At 66.7% G+C, this 17,021-nt stretch carries 17 protein-coding genes; 11 read left to right on the forward strand and 6 right to left on the reverse strand.

Annotated features, from left to right (window positions below; translation table 11 throughout):
* Positions 1 to 153 precede the first annotated feature (153 nt).
* From AC5P57_RS00950 to AC5P57_RS00975, 6 genes are all read left to right on the forward strand, one after another.
* Positions 154 to 378, forward strand: a complete 225-nt coding sequence (locus AC5P57_RS00950) for a hypothetical protein (RefSeq protein WP_005408344.1) — start codon at positions 154 to 156, stop codon at positions 376 to 378.
* Between the two features lie 11 nt (positions 379 to 389).
* Complete coding sequence (locus AC5P57_RS00955; RefSeq protein WP_005408345.1) at positions 390 to 644, forward strand: hypothetical protein; 255 nt, start codon at positions 390 to 392, stop codon at positions 642 to 644.
* A 211-nt stretch (positions 645 to 855) separates the two neighbouring features.
* The gene (locus tag AC5P57_RS00960) at positions 856 to 1,242 is read left to right on the forward strand and encodes a DUF2946 family protein (protein WP_262236025.1); all 387 of its coding nucleotides are present in this window, start codon (positions 856 to 858) and stop codon (positions 1,240 to 1,242) included.
* Positions 1,243 to 1,370: 128 nt separating this feature from the next.
* Complete coding sequence (locus AC5P57_RS00965; RefSeq protein WP_262236026.1) at positions 1,371 to 3,509, forward strand: TonB-dependent receptor; 2,139 nt, start codon at positions 1,371 to 1,373, stop codon at positions 3,507 to 3,509.
* A gap of 11 nt (positions 3,510 to 3,520) precedes the next feature.
* Positions 3,521 to 5,026, forward strand: a complete 1,506-nt coding sequence (locus AC5P57_RS00970) for a PepSY domain-containing protein (protein ID WP_262236028.1) — start codon at positions 3,521 to 3,523, stop codon at positions 5,024 to 5,026.
* Between the two features lie 174 nt (positions 5,027 to 5,200).
* Complete coding sequence (locus AC5P57_RS00975) at positions 5,201 to 6,481, forward strand: RICIN domain-containing protein (protein WP_099553902.1); 1,281 nt, start codon at positions 5,201 to 5,203, stop codon at positions 6,479 to 6,481.
* A 66-nt stretch (positions 6,482 to 6,547) separates the two neighbouring features.
* On the opposite strand, the gene AC5P57_RS00980 is transcribed toward AC5P57_RS00975, so the two are convergent.
* The gene (locus AC5P57_RS00980; RefSeq protein ID WP_262236029.1) at positions 6,548 to 7,681 is read right to left on the reverse strand and encodes an MFS transporter; all 1,134 of its coding nucleotides are present in this window, start codon (positions 7,679 to 7,681) and stop codon (positions 6,548 to 6,550) included.
* An 11-nt stretch (positions 7,682 to 7,692) separates the two neighbouring features.
* A complete protein-coding gene (locus tag AC5P57_RS00985; RefSeq protein ID WP_142807389.1) occupies positions 7,693 to 8,469 on the reverse strand; it encodes a DeoR/GlpR family DNA-binding transcription regulator in 777 nt (258 codons plus the stop codon).
* A gap of 159 nt (positions 8,470 to 8,628) precedes the next feature.
* Here AC5P57_RS00985 and smqnr point away from each other — a divergent pair, with 159 nt between their 5' ends.
* Positions 8,629 to 9,276: a SmQnr family pentapeptide repeat protein gene (gene smqnr / locus AC5P57_RS00990; RefSeq protein ID WP_099553909.1), complete on the forward strand. Its 648-nt coding sequence runs from the start codon at positions 8,629 to 8,631 to the stop codon at positions 9,274 to 9,276.
* A 3-nt stretch (positions 9,277 to 9,279) separates the two neighbouring features.
* Here smqnr and AC5P57_RS00995 read toward each other — a convergent pair whose 3' ends face one another.
* On the reverse strand, positions 9,280 to 9,954 hold the full coding sequence (locus tag AC5P57_RS00995; RefSeq protein WP_099553911.1) for a class I SAM-dependent methyltransferase: 675 nt from the start codon (positions 9,952 to 9,954) through the stop codon (positions 9,280 to 9,282).
* An 87-nt stretch (positions 9,955 to 10,041) separates the two neighbouring features.
* Positions 10,042 to 10,740, reverse strand: a complete 699-nt coding sequence (locus AC5P57_RS01000) for a glutathione S-transferase family protein (protein ID WP_099553913.1) — start codon at positions 10,738 to 10,740, stop codon at positions 10,042 to 10,044.
* 115 nt (positions 10,741 to 10,855) lie between these two features.
* Between AC5P57_RS01000 and AC5P57_RS01005 the strand changes: the two genes are divergently transcribed.
* On the forward strand, positions 10,856 to 11,800 hold the full coding sequence (locus AC5P57_RS01005; protein ID WP_262236030.1) for a LysR substrate-binding domain-containing protein: 945 nt from the start codon (positions 10,856 to 10,858) through the stop codon (positions 11,798 to 11,800).
* Here the strand turns inward: AC5P57_RS01005 and AC5P57_RS01010 are convergent.
* Positions 11,739 to 13,118, reverse strand: a complete 1,380-nt coding sequence (locus AC5P57_RS01010; RefSeq protein WP_262236032.1) for an aminotransferase-like domain-containing protein — start codon at positions 13,116 to 13,118, stop codon at positions 11,739 to 11,741. The two genes, AC5P57_RS01005 and AC5P57_RS01010, sit on opposite strands and share 62 nt — an antisense overlap.
* 133 nt (positions 13,119 to 13,251) lie before the next feature.
* On the opposite strand from AC5P57_RS01010, the gene AC5P57_RS01015 reads away from it, so the two are divergent.
* The 3 genes from AC5P57_RS01015 to AC5P57_RS01025 all read left to right on the forward strand — a co-directional run bounded on the left by AC5P57_RS01015 (position 13,252) and on the right by AC5P57_RS01025 (position 16,168).
* Positions 13,252 to 14,115, forward strand: a complete 864-nt coding sequence (locus tag AC5P57_RS01015; RefSeq protein ID WP_099553919.1) for a DMT family transporter — start codon at positions 13,252 to 13,254, stop codon at positions 14,113 to 14,115.
* Between the two features lie 158 nt (positions 14,116 to 14,273).
* Positions 14,274 to 15,197, forward strand: a complete 924-nt coding sequence (locus AC5P57_RS01020; RefSeq protein WP_262236033.1) for an SDR family NAD(P)-dependent oxidoreductase — start codon at positions 14,274 to 14,276, stop codon at positions 15,195 to 15,197.
* Complete coding sequence (locus AC5P57_RS01025; protein ID WP_262236034.1) at positions 15,194 to 16,168, forward strand: LysR family transcriptional regulator; 975 nt, start codon at positions 15,194 to 15,196, stop codon at positions 16,166 to 16,168. The genes AC5P57_RS01020 and AC5P57_RS01025 overlap by 4 nt, the downstream gene beginning before the upstream one ends.
* On the opposite strand, the gene AC5P57_RS01030 is transcribed toward AC5P57_RS01025, so the two are convergent.
* Complete coding sequence (locus AC5P57_RS01030) at positions 16,079 to 16,978, reverse strand: LysR family transcriptional regulator (RefSeq protein ID WP_142807395.1); 900 nt, start codon at positions 16,976 to 16,978, stop codon at positions 16,079 to 16,081. The two genes, AC5P57_RS01025 and AC5P57_RS01030, sit on opposite strands and share 90 nt — an antisense overlap.
* Between the last annotated feature and the right edge of the window lie 43 nt (positions 16,979 to 17,021).

Consider the following 17,021-nt stretch of genomic DNA (forward strand, 5'->3'; position numbering starts at 1 on the left):
TCCATCGCGCCTTCGGGCGCCCGTGCACAAGGAGCCTGCATGCCTGAAATCCACTGCAACCACGAACACCGATCCGCCGCGGAATCCACGTCGTTGACGGTCGTTGCGACGTTCTCAATCGGTGCGACCACCCCTCGATAAAATACAACCCGCATGACGGACACCATCGACGAAGCGCAGGAAATGGAAGCGCGCCACCTGCAACGCGCCCTGGCCCAGCACGCAACGCGGGCCAGCAACGTTGCCCCTCTCACTCCCATGGGGGAATGCCACAACCCGGACTGCAGCGAAGACTTCGACAACGATCCGGCAAGGCTGTTCTGTGGGCCTGCCTGTGCCGAGCGTTTCGAAGCCATCCATCAACACCGCAACGCATAGGAACAGGGGACATGTCTCTGAACAGCAACGACGCTGGCTTCACCGAACGCATCGCCGGTCTATCGGCCGAGCTCGCCGTGCTGGTGAGCCTGGTGGAGAACCACATCCATCTGCAGCTGGCTGATCTGGCCGACTCGGGTGATGTGGATGCACAGGAGCGATTCGCGGTAGCCGATCCGGAGCGCTGGTTGGAGAACGCCCGCAACAGCCTGCAGGCGGGTGTCATGTTCCTGGAGCGCGCGGTGCAGCAGCCGGCGCGGTTCTAGTCATCCGGTGCGGGGGCGGAAGGGGCCGGCCAGGCTGCCTTCCGTCCCCCTCGGGCAGTGGACGATCCCCTGCGCTGGAGGCTGCGTCATAACGTCGCACTGGCCGCCGGGCAACCCTGAACGTGGTCCAAGGTTGACCGCAGGCCCGTAGAATGGCCGGGTGCGTCGTTCTGTCCTCCACCGCCGGTTCCAGACCCTGGCATGGCTAGCCATGCTGCTGGTGCTGCTTGCCCCGCTGGTGAGCCGCTGGCTGGCGCATGGTCACGTTGCAGCGGCTGTGCCGGTAGCGGCGATGGACCATTCCCAGCATGCGCAGCATGCGATGGAGGGCCATCACGACCACCACGCGATGGCGATGCAGCAGGGCGAGGTCGCAAAGAAGCCGCCCGCCGATCCACACGCCGAGCATGAGATGGGCGTGGACTGCGACTACTGCCTGATCGCCGCGCGGCTGATCACCCTGCTGGTGGCGGCATTCCTGCTGTTGGCACCGATGGTATCGATATGCCGTGCGCTGCGTGGTGCAGTGCAGGCGTTGCCGCAGCGGGTCAGCGGCACATTGGGAGCACGCGGGCCACCGGCCTTCATGGCTGCCTGAGCCACACGCGCGGTGCATTGATCGTTTTTCATGAGGTTGCCGGCCACGGCCGGTGCCCGCACGCGCGTGTCTGTCCCTTTCTGATTGCTGCCCTGCCATTGCAGGGTGGCCTTGCATGCCGTGAACAAATGAAAACGAACCCCAACTCCGCGCGCCTGCGCCGGGCGACGCTGCCTGCCATGTGCGCGTTGCTCCTGCACACCGCCTCTGTACTTGCCGCCGATGCGGCACCACCGACCACGCTGGATACCGTGCGCGTGGTCGATACCCGCAGCGGCGAGCTGTCATCCACCGCCAGCGCAGGCTCTGCGCTGGGCCTGAGCGTGCTGCAGACACCGGCCAGCCTGACGGTGATTTCGCGCGAGCAGCTGGAACAGCGCGGCGACACCAACCTCAATGATGCGATCAGTCGCGCCGGTGCGATCAGTGCGATGCCGCACCCGGGCAATGGCCTGAGTGCGCTGTCCAGCCGTGGCTTCACCGATGGCGCTTCAGTGATGCGCCTGTATGACGGGCTGCGCCAGTACGGCGGTGTGGGCATCACCTTCCCGTTCGATACCTGGTCCATCGAGCGCATCGAAGTGCTGCGCGGTCCGGCCTCGGTCATCCATGGCGATGGTGCCATTGGCGGGGTCATCAACATCGTGCCGAAGAAGCCGACGCGCGGTGCCATCGAGAACGAGATCAGCGTGACCGTGGGCAGCGAGGACACCGCACGCCTGGGCTTCGGCAGTGGCGGCGCGCTGGCGCCGGAGCTGGCCTACCGGCTGGACGTGAGCGGCAACTACAGCGGTGGCTGGGTTGATCGCGGGCGGAACAGTGATGCCACCTTCTCCGGCGCACTGCTGTGGCAGCCACGCACGGACCTGCAGCTGACCCTGACCCATGCGCAGGGCCACCAGAAGCCGATGCGCTACTTCGGTACGCCCTTGGTGGATGGCCGACAGTTGGACGCACTGCGCCACCGCAACTACAACGTGGAAGACAGTGACATTCGCTTTCGTGACCGCTGGACCCAGCTCGATGCGCTGTGGACACCGAACGCGAACGTGGAATGGCGCACGCGCATCTACCAGATCGACAGCCAGCGCGACTGGCGCAATGCCGAGGCCTATGTCTACAACCCTGGAACCGGGTTGATCGACCGTTCGGGCAATACCCGGATCACCCACAACCAGGACCAGACCGGGCTGACCTCGACGCTGCGGGTACAGGGGAACATCGCGGGCCTGGCCAACAGTTTTGCCGTGGGCCTGGACGCCAACCGTGCGCACTTCAAGCACACCAACAATACCTACGCCGGCAGCTCCGGCCCGGTCGATCCGTTCCATCCGGTGCCGGGGCAGTTCGCCAGCGATGCGCCGAATCTGCCGCGCTACCGCAACGGTGCCGAGCAGTACGCTCTGTTTGTGGAGGACCGGTTGGCGCTGAGCGAACGCTGGTCGGTGCTGGGCGGGCTGCGCCACGACCGCGCGCGCATTGATCGTACGGATCTGGTCAGCGGCCAGAATGCGTTCTCGAAGACCTACAGCAGTACTGGCTGGCGCGTGGGCGCGGTGTTCGCATTGCAGCCAACGCTGAGTTTCTATGCACAGTACTCACAGGCGGTGGACCCGGTCAGCGGCCTGCTGATGATCAGCCCGGCCAACGGCGCCTTCGACCTGGCCAAGGGACGGCAGGTCGAGGTGGGCCTGAAGCAGGCGTTCGACGGTGGCGAGTGGACCCTGGCGGCCTATCGCATCCGCAAGACCGGCTTGCTCAGCCGCGACCCGCTGGTGCCGGATCGCCGGGTACAGGTGGGCGCGCAGACCTCGCGCGGCATCGAGGCATCGCTCAACTGGGGCTTCGCGCCGCGGTGGTCGCTCGATGCCAATGCCACGGTGCTGAAGGCCGAGTTCGAGGACTTCCTGGAAACCACCGGTTCGCCGCCGGTAGTGGTCTCGCGTGATGGCAATGTGCCGCCGAACGTGGCCGAGCGCCTCGCCAATGTGTGGGTGAGCTGGCAGTTCCTGCCCGACTGGAGCGCGGCCGCAGGCGTGCGTTACGTCGGCGAGCGCTACGCCGACAATGCCAACACCCTGGAGCTGCCCGGCTACAGCACCACCGACCTGGCGCTGACCTGGCAGGCGTCACCGCGCACGCGGTTGTCGGCGCGCTTGTTCAATGTGTTCGACAAGGCGTACTACGCCACGGCGTACTACACCAGTACGCAATGGCTGCTGGGACCGGATCGGCGCGTCGAGTTCACCGTCGACCATCGGTTCTGAGGGCGCTGGCCATGTCGTTGCGATCCACTGCCAAGCGCTGGACCTATCTGGTGCACCGCTGGCTGGGCATCGGTGGATGCCTGTTGATGCTGCTGTGGTTCGTCAGCGGCATGGTGATGCTGTTCATCGGCTACCCGAAGTTGACGCCTGGCGAACGGCTGGCGGCATTGCCGGTGCTGGGTGATGCAAGGGATTGGCGAGGACTGTCGGCGCTGCCGGATGCTGTACAGGCCGAGCCGGAAGTCGTGGCCCTGACCACGGTAGGCGGTGAAGCGGCGTATGTGGTGCGCAGCGGCAGCAACGTCGGTGCGTGGTCGCTACGGACCGGCAAGGCGCTGCTGCCGGTTTCCACGCAGCGCGCCGAGGCGTCGGCCGCGCAGTTCGCCGGTGGGCAGGCCTTCGTTGGTGCGATGCGCGTGGATGAGGACCGCTGGACCCATTCGCGTGCGCTGGATGCGCATCGGCCGCTGTACCGGGTTGAAGTGGGCGGTGCGCAGCCGGGGGATGTGTATGTGTCCTCGCACACCGGCGAAGTGGTGCTGGACGCACCGCGCGTGCAGCAGCGCTGGAACTACGTGGGCGCGTGGCTGCACTGGCTTTACTTCCTGCGCATGCAGTCGGTCGATCCGGTGTGGACGTGGGTGGTGATCGTGCTCTCAGCGCTGTGCACGGTGGCGGCAATCAGCGGCATCGTGGTGGGTGTGTGGCGCTGGCGCTTCCGTGGGCACTACCGCACTGGCGCGAAGACGCCGTATGTCGAGCCGTGGATGCGCTGGCACCACCTGATCGGGTTGGTGGCAGCGGCATTGGTGTTCACCTGGATCTTCAGCGGCCTGATGTCGATGAATCCATTGGGCGTCTTCAGCAGCACGCGCGAGGCGATCGACAGCGAGCGCTATCGTGGCGGTGTGGCAGCCGTGGATGGAATGCTGGGTGAACCTGCAGTGCTGCTGGCGGCGGCGGGTACCCGGAACTTCAGGCCGGTGGAGATCCAGTGGCGGCGCATCGGCGGCGAACTGTTCGCAGTGTTGCTGGATGGACGGGGCGATACCCGCATCGTGTCCAGTGCAGATGGAGAGCTGCGGGTCCTGCGGCAACTGCCTGCGGGCTGGCTGCGGCAGAAGGCGCGCGCCATGTCCGATGCGCCGATGCAGGCGTTCGCGGTCCAGCAGGGGCCGGACGCGTACTTCTATCCGCGCGCACCCGAAGCGATGAACGGTGCAGCCGTACGCCGCTTCCCGGTGGCGGTGGCGGACTTCGGTGATGCCGAGGCGACGCGTGTCTATCTCGACCTGGCCACCGGCGATCCGCTGCTGACGATGGGACATCGCGAGCGTGTCGGGCGCTGGCTGTTCTACTTCCTGCACAGCTGGGACCTGCCGGCGATGCTGCGCTTCGACAGCACCCGGTTGGCTGTTCTGCTGCTGTTGAGCGTTGCGGGTGCGGCGTTGTGCGCGACGGCCGTGGTGATTGGCTACCGCCGGTTGCGGATGAAGTTGCGGCCAAGGCGGCGGTAGCGTCCTGCCACAAGCGCGTAGGCTGTGAGACTATCGGGAGTTCCTGGCCAAGAAGGCCACGGCGTGCAGTCGATGTTGCTGTCGATGGCCAGGGGGAGTGCAGGGACGCCATGTTTGCAGCGTTTCAAAGGTCGTCCCTGGATAGGATTTCCACACAGCGTAAATGGAGCAAGGATGAACTACGTTTCAATGGGTGTTCTCGCAATTGGAATTGCAGCGGTATCTGCAGGTGCAAAGGCCGATTCCCTCCCGCGCCTGTACAACTTCCCGACCACCACCACGGCTTCAGTATCCAATGCGCTGCCCGCACCCGGGCAGGTGATCCAGCTTTCCGCACAGGTCGATTCCCAGGCCTTGGGGCTCTACCACATTCCCGGAAATGACCAGATCGGTGGTTTCGTTGAATTCAAGGTCAACGGCCAGCCGGTGGGCAAGGTCCAGGTCAATACCTCCAACACTCCCTTTCTGGGAACGGTTTCTGATCTGAACAAGGGGTGCTGGGCTGCTTTCCGTGATGTCCGGATCTGCACGCACCAATTTGCCTATGGCCGTCAAGCCAAGGTTGCGATCAACTACACCGTGCCCGCCGGTTTCACCACCGCGTCGATCACCGCCGCCTTCAGCGGCGATGGCCAGTTCTCACGGGGCTCGGTGTCGGCGCCGATCAACCTGCGCAACATTCCGACCTTTGGTGAGATCCGCGGTGCGGGCAACAAGTGCCTCGATGCCGAGGGTGCCAACACCGGTCCGGGAACCGCCATCCAGGTGTGGGATTGCACACCTGGTACCCCGCAGCAGCTGTGGACGGTGAAGCCCAACACTTCGACCATCACCGGCGTGCCCAGCAACCGCGTGCTCGATATCGTGGGTTACGGCACCGGCAATGGAAGCCGCATCCAGCTGTATGACGCGCACGGTGACTGGAACCAGTCGTGGAAGTTCACCAATACCTCCATCGTAGGCGTGGCCAACAAGGTGCTTGACGCGACCGGCGCCTCCAGCGCCAACGGCACCAAGATCCAGCTTTACAGCAACGCGCAGACCGCCAACCAGAAGTGGGAGTTCAATCCGGCCAACGGCTCGATCGTCGGTGTCGGCGGCAAGTGCCTGGATGTGGAAGGCGCCAACACGGCAGATGGCACCCGCGTACAGCTGTGGGATTGTACGGGTGTACCGCAGCAGCGCTTCGAACTGGGTTCGGATGGGTCGATCCGTGGGCTGGGTGGGAAGTGCCTGGAGGCAGCCGACGGCGCAAGCCATGACGGCAATGCGATCCGCATGTGGACCTGCAACGGCGGTGCGCACCAGTCGTGGCGCCTCGTCGGCGAGATCCGCAATCCGCAGACCAACATGTGCCTGGATGATCCTGGCCTGGGCAACACCAATGGCTCCAAGGTGCACATGTGGATGTGCCATGGTGGCGACAACCAGCGCTGGCAGTTCTCCTCCTACTGAGGAGAGCCAGGGCTGATGTCATGCTCTGGAGCCGCGTGCCTTCGGGCGCGCGGTTCCGTACAGGCGTCACACCCGCAGCCAACGGATGGAGACCGCCACCAGCAGCAAGGCCATGGCCACGCCGATGAACGCAGCGATCAGACCGAAGTGGTTGGCGGCGAAGCCGATCAGTGCCGGGCCGGCGAGGATGCCGGCAAAGCCCAGCGTAGAGACGGCCGTGATCGCCAGTGCACCGGGCATGCGGTTCTGATGGCCGGCCAGCGAGAACAGCGCCGGCGCGATGTTGGCGCAGCCGAGGCCGACCAGCACGTATCCGGCCAACGACATCTGCCACGGCGTGACCAGGGTCAGCACCAGCACGCCGCTGGCAGCGAGCAATGCACCGAATACGATCGCGCGCTGGCGTCCCATGCGTGAGACCAGTGCATCGCCGAACAGGCGGGCGACGGTCATGGTCAGGGTGAAGGTCACATAGCCGATGCCTGCCAGGCTGGCATCGACACGGCGCACATCGCTGAGGAACACCGCGCTCCAGTCCAGCATCGCGCCTTCACCCAGGAAGGCGACGAACGCGAGCACGCCGATGAACAGCACGATGCCATGCGGCATGGCCAGCATCGGGGTGTCATGGGGCATGCGCTCGCTGTGCCAGTAGGACGCCGACAGCAGCATCACCAGCAGCATGGCGGCAACGCCGATCAGTACCGATGCCAGCGGTGGCAGCTGCGCGGACATCAGCACGGTCATGCTGGCCGCACCGAGGAAGCCGCCGATGCTGAAGAAGGCGTGGAAGCCGGACATCATCACGCGACGCGCCTCGCGCTCGACGATCACCGCCTGTACGTTCATCGTGCAGTCCATCGCACCCACGGCGGCACCGAACACGAACAACACCAGGCCCAGCGCCCACGCCGAGCTGGCCAATGCCAGGCCGGGAACGGTCAGGCAGATCAGCAGGCTGCTGGCCACCATCACCCGGCGGCAGCCCAGGCGCGCGGCCAGCACGCCGGACAAGGGCATGGCCAGCAGCGAACCCGCTCCGAGGCAGAGCAGCACCAGGCCCAATGTGGCGTCGTTGATGTCGGTGCGTGCCTTGGCGAACGGCACCAGCGTGGCCCACAGCGCGGTGGCGAAGCCGGGAATGAAGAATGCAGCGCGGGTCGCGTGCTGTTCTGCACGCGCGCGGTTGGCGAGGGACATTGGAGATGCGCTCAGGGCGGAGTGGGGTGTACCGCGATGCCGGCGGCGTGGAAGCGCGCCGCCAGTGCGGGCGGTGCCGATGTGGTGAGCACCAGATCGTCGATCTCGTCCAGGCTGGCGATCTGCCAGTGGCCGCGGGCACCGAGCTTTTCCGTGGTGGCGGCGACGATGATGCGGCTGCTGCAGGCCACCATCGCGCGCTTGAGCGTGGCTTCTTCGGCATCCATCGCCCACACGCCAGTGTCGCCGTCCACCGCGCAGGGGCCGGGCAGGTACACGTCAGCACGCAGGCGCTGGACCTGGGCCAATGCTTCGGCGCCGACCGCGCCCCCCCCGCTGGCCAGGCGGCCGCCGATCAGCTGTACGGAAGTGCCTTCATGCAAGCTGGCGGCGACGGCGATCTGCGGGGCGTTGGTGATCACCGTCAGCCCGAGGGCGGCGGGTAGCTGCTGGGCAATGGCCAGGTTGGTCGAGCCGGCATCAAGCAGCACCACCTGGCCGGGCTGCAGCAGTGCGCAGACGCGGGCGGCCAGTTCGGCCTTGTCGCCGCGGTCGCGGGTCAGGCGCTCGCGCAGCGGGCGTTCCTTCGGTGGCGGCAATACAGCGCCGCCGTAGACGCGCTGGCACAGGCCCTGGGCGGCGAGTTCGCGAAGGTCGCGGCGGATTGAATCTTCGGAAACGGCATAGCGGCGCGCCAGTTCGGCGGCGACCACGCGGCCCTGCTGGCGCAGTTCCTCGAGGATCTGCCGGGTGCGCTGGGCGGGGAGGGGGCTGGGATCGGAGCTCATGACGCAAGTCTGCATGTTCGTGCATAAATGTGCAACAACGTGCATTTGGTGGAAGTGGGCACAGGGCGGCTGGACTGCCGGTGAACCCGCCCGCCCCGGGGTCTATGGATCGCCCTCGCGGACCGGCATCATGGCGGGGCATTTGGCATGGAATCCCCGATGTCCCCCACCGTTCACCGCAAGCTGCGCATCGGCGCGGACCAGTACACCGGCCAGAAAGTGGTCGACCAGCAGTTCCACGAGTGCGATTTCTCCGGCGCGGACCTGACCGGCACCGAGTTCATCAACTGCAGTTTCTACGATGCCGACAGCCGCACCGGCTGCCGCTTCAACGGCGCCACGCTGAAGGAAGCCAGTTTCCGCAGCTGCGACATCAGCATGTGCCACTTCAGTTTCATCAAGGCGCTGGGCCTGGAGATCAGCGAGTGCCGTGCGCAGGGCGCGGATTTCAGCAACGCCAGCTTCATGAACCAGATCACCACGCGCAGCTGGTTCTGCAGTGCGTTCATCAAGAAGTCGAACCTGCGCTATGCCAATTTCTCGCGGGTAACGCTGGAGAAATGCGAACTGTGGGAAAACCGCTGGGACGGTGCGAACGTGAGCGGCGCCAGCTTCGCCGGCTCGGACCTGTCGGGCGGCCAGTTCGAGGGCATCGACTGGAACAGCGCCAACTTCACCGACTGCGACCTGACCAACTCGGAGCTGGGTGAGCTGGACCTGCGCAGCACCAACCTGCGCGGCGCCACGCTGGACGTGCAGCAGGTGGCGCTGTTGATGCAGCGCATCGGCATCACGGTGGTGCCGTAGGCATCACCCGGCGTACGCCACCCAGCCCTTGAAGCTGAAGCCTGCATAGAACAGCTCCACGCCGTCGAATCCGGCCTCCTGCAGCAGCGCCACTTCCTGTTCGGGGGCCAGCAGCGGCAGCCGCTCGGCAATGGCGTCGATCGCGCGCTGTGCATCGGCGTGGGCAACGCCCGAGGCTTCGGCGAACGCTGCGTAGCGCTGCAACCAACGCAGCTTGCCGGCCGGATCCTGCGGCACGCTGTGGTGGGCCACCACCAGCGGCGCGCCGGGTTGCAGGCGCCGGTGCAGCTCGCGCAGCGTGTGCAGGCGCTGCGTGGCATCGAGGAAGTGCAGGGTCAGCAGGCAGCTGGCCCCATCGAAGCGCAGATCGGGCGCATCGTCGATGTAGCCCTCCAGCAGCTGCACGCGCGGCATCAGCGGCCCCAGTGTCTGCTCGGCCAGGGCCAGCATGGGCGCGGCCGGGTCCACGCCCAGCAGCTGCCAGCCCGGCTGCGCCTCGGCGAAGGCCTTCAGCTCCAGCCCGCCGCCGGCACCGAGTACCAACACGCGGCCCTGTGCGGGAACACGTTCGGCCAGCAGCAGGCGGCTCATCTGCTGCAGGGCGACAAAGCCCGGCACCTGGCGCAGTGGACCTTCGGCATAGCGGGCCACCGCCTGCGGATCGGAGAACGAGGACATGCGCGGATTCCTGCGACGGGGGACATACCACTGTAGCGCGGCGCGCAAGAGGCATTGCGCGCCGCTGCCGCACGGGCAGGACAGGGCTCAGGCCGCTGCTGCCTCAAGCACGTCTTCCAGCCGCACCTCGCCGAGGAAGCCGCCGCTGCTGGCTGCCGGCTGCTGCGCTTCGATGGCGTGGGCGAACTGCACGCCGGCGTCGTCCTGCAGGCGCTCGAACAGCTGCTGCACCCTGGGAAACTCGCGACGATCGACCACCTGGTGATAGTCGTTCCAGCGCGCGATGCCGGCGAAGTACGCATCGGCGAAGCTGCGCTGTTCGCCCAGCAGCCACGGGCCTGTGCCGATCATCTGCTCCAGCGCCTGGTGTGCGTGGCGCACCTTGGTGGTGCCATAGGCACGCAGCGCCTCGCCGTCATCACCCCCGGCGTGTTCCAGCGCATGCCAGAGCGGGGCGTAGGCACCGAAGAAGCTGGTGTTGAGATAGGCCAGCCGGTGGTTGAGGCGATCGAAGCCGGACGTGCCCTGTGCGAAGCCCAGCCCCTGCGCGATGCCCTTCGCGGCCAGGTGGTTGAGGATGGCCAGGCTCTCGCTGAGCAGCTCGCCCTGCGCGGTTCGCAGGGTCGGGGTTTCGCCCAGCGGATTGAGGCGGCGGTAGTCTTCGCCCTGCACCTGGCCGGGCATGTCGATGCGGCACAGGTGATAGGGCTGGCGCAGCCATTCCAGGGCGACGATGGAGCCGAACGAGCAGCCCGAGGGCACGCCGTAGAAGAGGATCGGGGTCATGGCAGGTTTCCGGTTCAAGCCGCGATGCGGCGGGTGAAGAAAGCGTGCCTGCGTGGACATTGCCCCGGAAGCCGTTCGAATGGCATCCTGAAGTCCACATCTGTGGACGTTGTCCATGCTCAACCTCAACGATCTGGCCCTGTTCGTGACCGCGGTGGAGCAGGGCGGCTTCGCTGCAGGCGGGCGCCATCTGGGCCTGCCGCGCTCGACCCTGAGCAAGCGCGTGGCGCTGCTGGAAGAACAGCTCCAGGTGCGGCTGCTGCAACGCAGTTCGCGTCGCTTCGCGCTCACCGAGGTCGGCCAGGAGTTCTTCGAACGCGCACGTGCGGCGCTGTCGGAAGTGGAAGCGGCAGAAACCATCGTCCGTGGCCGTCAGGCCGAGCCCAGCGGCACCGTGCGCATCAGCGCTTCGATTCCGGTGGTGCAGGGTGAGCTCGCCGCGTGCCTGCCCGCGTTGGCCCGCCGCTATCCACGGCTGCGCATCGAAGTTGAAGTGAGTGATCGTTTCATCGACCTGGTGCAGGAAGGCATCGACATCGCCCTGCGCAGCCACTTCGGTCCGCTACCCGATTCCGGGTTGGTGCAACGCATGCTCGGTAGCGAGCGTATCGTGCTGGTGGCGTCCCCTGGCTATCTGGCAGCCGCGCCGGCAGTGGATACGCCCGAGCAGCTGCGCGCGCATGCCGGCCTGCTGACCGCGCGCCATGCAACGCGCTGGACGCTGCACAGCGCCGACGCCCGCACTGTGCAGGTGGAGCCGCAGGTGGCGCTGGTCGGCAATGAATCGCATCTGCTGGTCGCGGCGGCCGAAGCGGGTCTTGGCATCACCGTGCTGCCACACAGCCTGTGTGCGGCGTCAATCTCTGCCGGCCGCCTGCAGCAGGTCCTGCCAGCGTGGCATGCCGGCGAAGTCACCACCAGCGTGCTGCTGCCGCATCGTCGCGGCCAGTTGCCGGGCGTGCGCGTGGTGGTGGATGCGCTGGTCGCGCATTACCAGCTCAACGCAGCGCGCGCGCCACTACCTGCCAGATCCTCGGGTCCTGGCACTGCGAAACGTTGAAACGCACATAGTCGGTCGCGCGCTGCGACTGACTGAATGCGTTGCCCGGTGCCAGCACGATGCCTTCGCGGAGGCATTGCCGCGCCAGTGCGGCGGCGTCGCGACCATCGGGCAGCTGGCACCACAGGAACAGACCGGCTTCCGGCTGCAGCCAAGGCGTGATGCCCAGCGTCTGCAGTTTCCGCAGCGTGTGCCGGCGCGCATCGGCCAGGCGCGAACGTATCGACTGCATGTGGCGGCGGTAACCGCTGTCGGTCAGCGCGATGTGCATCAACTGTGCGGCCAGATGGCCACCGCCGAAGCTGGTCGCCAGCTTCAGATCGGTCAGCGCTTCAATCCAGTCGTGGCGCGTGGCGATGTAACCGCAACGCGACGCCGCCGACAGCGTCTTGGAGAAGCTGCCGACATGGATCACCCGTGACAGTCCATCGAGCGCGGCCAGCCGCGGTGCCGGCTGCAGTTCAAAGTCGGCGAAGATGTCATCCTCGACGATGATCAGTTCGCTGCGTTCGGCCAGGCCCAGCAGGCGGTGTGCGGTGCTCGCGGATAACACCGCGCCGGTCGGGTTGTGCAGGCCGGAGTTGGTGATGTACAGCCGCGGCGAATGCGCTTGCAGTGCCAGTGCAAACGCCTCCAGGTCCGGGCCGCTGTGCGTGTACGGCACGCCGATGGCCTGCACCTGGTGCGCCTTCAGCAGCGCGTGGTAGTTGAAGTAGCTGGGATCGTCGACCAGCACGCAGTCGCCGGGTTTGAGCAGGAAACGGCAGAGCAGGTCGACCGCGTGCGTACCGGATTCGGTCAGCAGGATCTGCTCCATCGGTGCATCAATGCCCAGCGCCGCGCTGCGCCGTTGCAGCAGCTGGCGCAATGCGGGCAACCCGAGCGGGCCGGCGTAGTCGACCAGCTGCATGGCATCGGCACGCGCCAGCCGGCGCAGACCGCGGCGCACGCCATCGTGATACAGCCAGTCACTGGGCATCCAGCCGCAACCTGGCTTGAGGTGGCCCGCCGGCGTCTCCAGCGATTGCCGTGATACCCACAGCGGATCCACCGCGCGGTCCAGCCGCGGCTCCATCTCGGCCAGCGCCAGCGGTGTGGCCGGGCCACTGACGTAGAAGCCCGAGCCTGCGCGCGCACTGATCAGGCCTTCGGCCGCCAGGCGCTCGTAGGCCTCGACCACGGTCGAGACCGAAACCCCCATCGCCGCCGCCTGTGCACGTACCGAGGGCAGGCGTGAGCCGGGGCCATCCAGCCGCGCACTGATGCGGGTGCGGACGGTCTGGATGACCGATTCGATGCGGGTAAGCGGACGCGGCATGGCGGAACCGTAGTGGAAGTGTGGGCAGTACAGTTACTTGCGACTGTACTGGATTGTAGCTGGGGTCGTCCCGCGCTGGATGCTTCCATACAGGTCCAGCCGGGCATCGTCCGGCACCTTCAGGAGTACAGGCGTGGAACGGTCGGCGAGTGGTTGGATCAATGGCTTCATCGGTGTGGTGATCTTCGCTGGCTCCTTGCCGGCCACCCGCCTGGCGGTGCTGCAGCTGGATGCCGGATTCGTCACTGCTGCACGCGCCACCATTGCCGCCGTGCTCGGCCTTGGCCTGCTCCTGCTGCTGCGCCAGCCGTGGCCGCGGCGCAGTGACCTGCCGGGGCTGGTAGTGGTCAGCCTCGGGGTGGTGGTCGGCTTTCCGTTGTTGACCGCACTCGCGCTGCGCCACGCATCGTCGGCGCACACCATCGTGTTCCTCGGCCTGTTGCCGCTGAGCACTGCGGTGTTCGGCGTGCTGCGCGGCGGCGAGCGGCCGCGTCCTGCCTTCTGGCTGTTCTCATTGCTGGGTAGTGCCTGCGTGGTCGGCTATGCCGCGCGCAACGGCATTGAAGCCTCGTTGCAGGCCGATCTGTTGATGCTGGCGGCGATCGTGGTGTGCGGGTTGGGCTATGCCGAAGGTGGCCGGCTCGCCCGTCATCTGGGCGGTTGGCAGGTGATCAGCTGGGCGCTGCTACTGGCCTTGCCGGTGATGCTGCCGCTGACGGTGCTGATGCGCCCGGCCTCGTTCACCGCGGTCGGTGCGTCGGCATGGTGGGCACTGGGCTACGTGGCGGTGTTCAGCATGCTGCTCGGGTTCCTGTTCTGGTATCGCGGGCTGGCCCAGGGCGGCATCGCCGCCGTCGGCCAGCTGCAGCTGCTGCAGCCCTTCTTCGGCCTGGCCCTGGCCGCGCTGCTGCTGCACGAATCGGTCAGCCTCAGCATGGTGCTGGTGACCGTGGTCGCGGTGATCTGCGTCGCCGGCGCGCGCCGCTTCAGCCGCTGAGCGAAAAAGGGGACGGAGGGGATTAAGTCGCAACTGGCCACACTGTGCCTGAAACGACTTAATCCCCTCCGTCCCCTTTTTCGACGATAGCGTGCGCGTATCGTGGAGGGCGGTGAACGGTATTGGCCGGGGCGGTGAGCTTGGCTGAAGCTGTGCGCATGAAGCCGATGTCGCGTATTTCCTTTGAGGGCCAGGTCGGCCTGGTGACCGGTGCCGCGGGTGGGTTGGGCCTGGCCTACAGCCGCCTGCTGGCCGAGCGCGGTGCGCAGGTGGTGATGCACGACGTCGGTGCGGGTACCGATGGCCGCGGCGCCGATCCACAGCGCATCCTGCGCAGCGTCGAAGCGCTGCAGCGGCAGGGGTTGCCGGTGCAGGCCGCAAGCGGTCCCATCGACCATCGCGCCGGTTGCCATGCGCTGGTGCAGGAACTGCTGCAGGCGCACGGCCGCATCGACTTCCTGATCCACAACGCGGGCTGGGTCGAGTACCAGACGCTGGAAGCGATCGAGGACGAGGCGTTGGAGCAGATGCTGTGCCTGGCGGCGAAGACGCCGCTGTGGTTGGCACAGGCGGCGTGGCCCGCGATGCGCGCGGCGGGCGGTGGCCGCATCGTCATCACCACCTCCGATCGCGCGCTGTATCCGCAGTACGCACAGCGCGGACTGTCCGCCTATGCGATGGGCAAGCTCGCCGCGCTTGGCCTGGTCAATGTGTTGGCGCTGGAAGGTGCCGAGCATGGCATCGTGGTCAATGCGGTTTCGCCGGTGGCGAAGACGCGCATGTGGGGCATCGACGGCGAGCCCGACGAACTGCATCCGGATGCAGTCGCGCAGGGCGTGGCCTATCTGGCATCCACGCGTTGCCGCGACGGCGGATGGGTGCTGCGCGCCAGCAACGGGCAGTTCCATGCACTGCGACTGCAGGAGGCCGAACATGTGGCGTATCCGCGCGATCTGCGTGCGGTCAGTGCCGACAGCATCGAATCAGTCGCGCTGCAATGGCCAGCCATTGCCCGCGCCAGCGTGGACGCGCGCAGCGGAGGGCGTACCCTAGGCGGGTTCCCATTGCTTGCATCGAGATGATCGACCTGCGCCTGCTTCGCCAGTTCGTGGCCGTGGCCGAAGAGCTGCATTTCCACCGTGCCGCGGCCCGCCTGCACATGTCGCAGCCGCCGTTGACGGCGGCAATACGACGGCTGGAAGACGAACTCGGAAGTGAACTCATCGTGCGCGGCAACCGTACCCTGGGCCTGACCGTGGCCGGGCAGACGCTGCTGGTGGAGGCGCGGGCAACGCTGCAGCAGGCCGAGCGGGCGTTGCAGCGCACGCGCGAAGCCGCCGCCGGGCAGTCCGGCAGCCTGCGCGTGGGCTATGTGGGCAGTGCGCTGTATGGTCGCCTGCCGGGCTTGATCCGCCGCTTCCGCCAGATCTACCCGCACGTTCAGCTGCACCTGCAGGAAGCCACGTCGCGCCAGCAGCAACTGTGGCTACGTGAGCAGCGCATCGACGTCGGCGTGCTGATTCCGCCGATTCCCGCCGCCGAGTTGGTGCTGCACGATTTCGACCATGACCGCCTGGCAATCGCGCTGCCGCGCGCTCATGCGCTGGCCGACGCGCCGGAGGTCAGTCTGGCGATGCTGGCCGACGAACCGTTCGTTTCATGGCCGGCGGGCGAGGGCATCGGCTTCCACGCGCAGGTGCTGGGCCTGTGCACCGCGTCGGGCTTCACTCCGCGCGTGGTGCAGGAAGCGCAGGGCATGCACGCGGTGTTGTCGCTGGTGGCGGTGGACGCCGGCGTGGCGATCGTCCCGGCCAGCATGGCCAGCTTCCGCCCGCAGGAAATCGCCTATCGCGTGCTGGAGGGCGAAGCCGCTCGCTTCGCCCTGCAGTTCTGCGTGCGCCCGGAACAGGCGTTGCCGGTGGTGCGTAATTTCCTGATGGCTGCAACCGATCCTGCGGATTGGCTATGCGTGGCCGTTGCGGAACAGATGCGCAACGGCATAGTCGATGAACACCCGCAGGCGTGCACTGGGATGGCGCCCACCGGGCCATAGCAACGAGAACTGCCCCTGGTGCGTGGGCAGTGCTGGCAGTACCCGATGCAGGCGGCCGTCGGCCAGCGCGTCGGCTGCGAGGAAGTCAGGCATCCAAGCCAGGCCCATGCAACCGATCGCAGCGGCCAGCACGGCCTCCATGTTGTTGCAGGTCATCGCCGTGGGAAGGCGTGCCCCGGCGTCGCCTTCGATGCCCGGCAGCTGCCACGGATGCAGCTTTCCGGTGGTGGGGTAACGGAAACGCAGCGCGGTATGCATGCGCAGCTCGCTCACATCACCGGGCGTGCCATGCGCCTGCAGATAGCCCGGCGCCGCACAGAGCATGAAACGAAAGCCACCCAGGCGCCGTGCGGTCAGGCTGGAATCGGCCAGTTCGCCGCTGCGTATCACTGCGTCCAGGCCTTCGCTGACCACATCAACGATGCGGTCGTTGAAGTCCAGTTCCAGCTGCACCTGCGGATAGCGTTGCTGGAAGCCGGGCAGCACCGGCAGCAGGAAGCGGTAGCCGATGGTGGGCAGGCCGATGCGCAGCAGCCCGCTGGGGGCATGCTGTCGCTGCGCCAGATCAGCCTGTGCTTCGGAAAGCTCATCCAGTGCGCGGCGGCAGCGTTGCAGCAGCAGTTCACCTTCGTCGGTGAGGTGCACGCGGCGGGTGGTGCGATGGAACAGGCGGGTGCCGAGTTCCTGTTCAAGGCGGGCGATACGCTTGCCGACCGCCGAGGCGGACAGGCCGAGCACACGGGCGGCGCCGACGATGCTGCCGGCCTCGGCGGTACGGACGAAGGCAAGCAGGGCGGAGATGGAGTCCATGCAGTCATGATTGCGGAACAATGCGCCGCAATCAACGTCCATA

Source organism: Stenotrophomonas sp. YJH_SMC_79 (genome assembly GCF_059367995.1).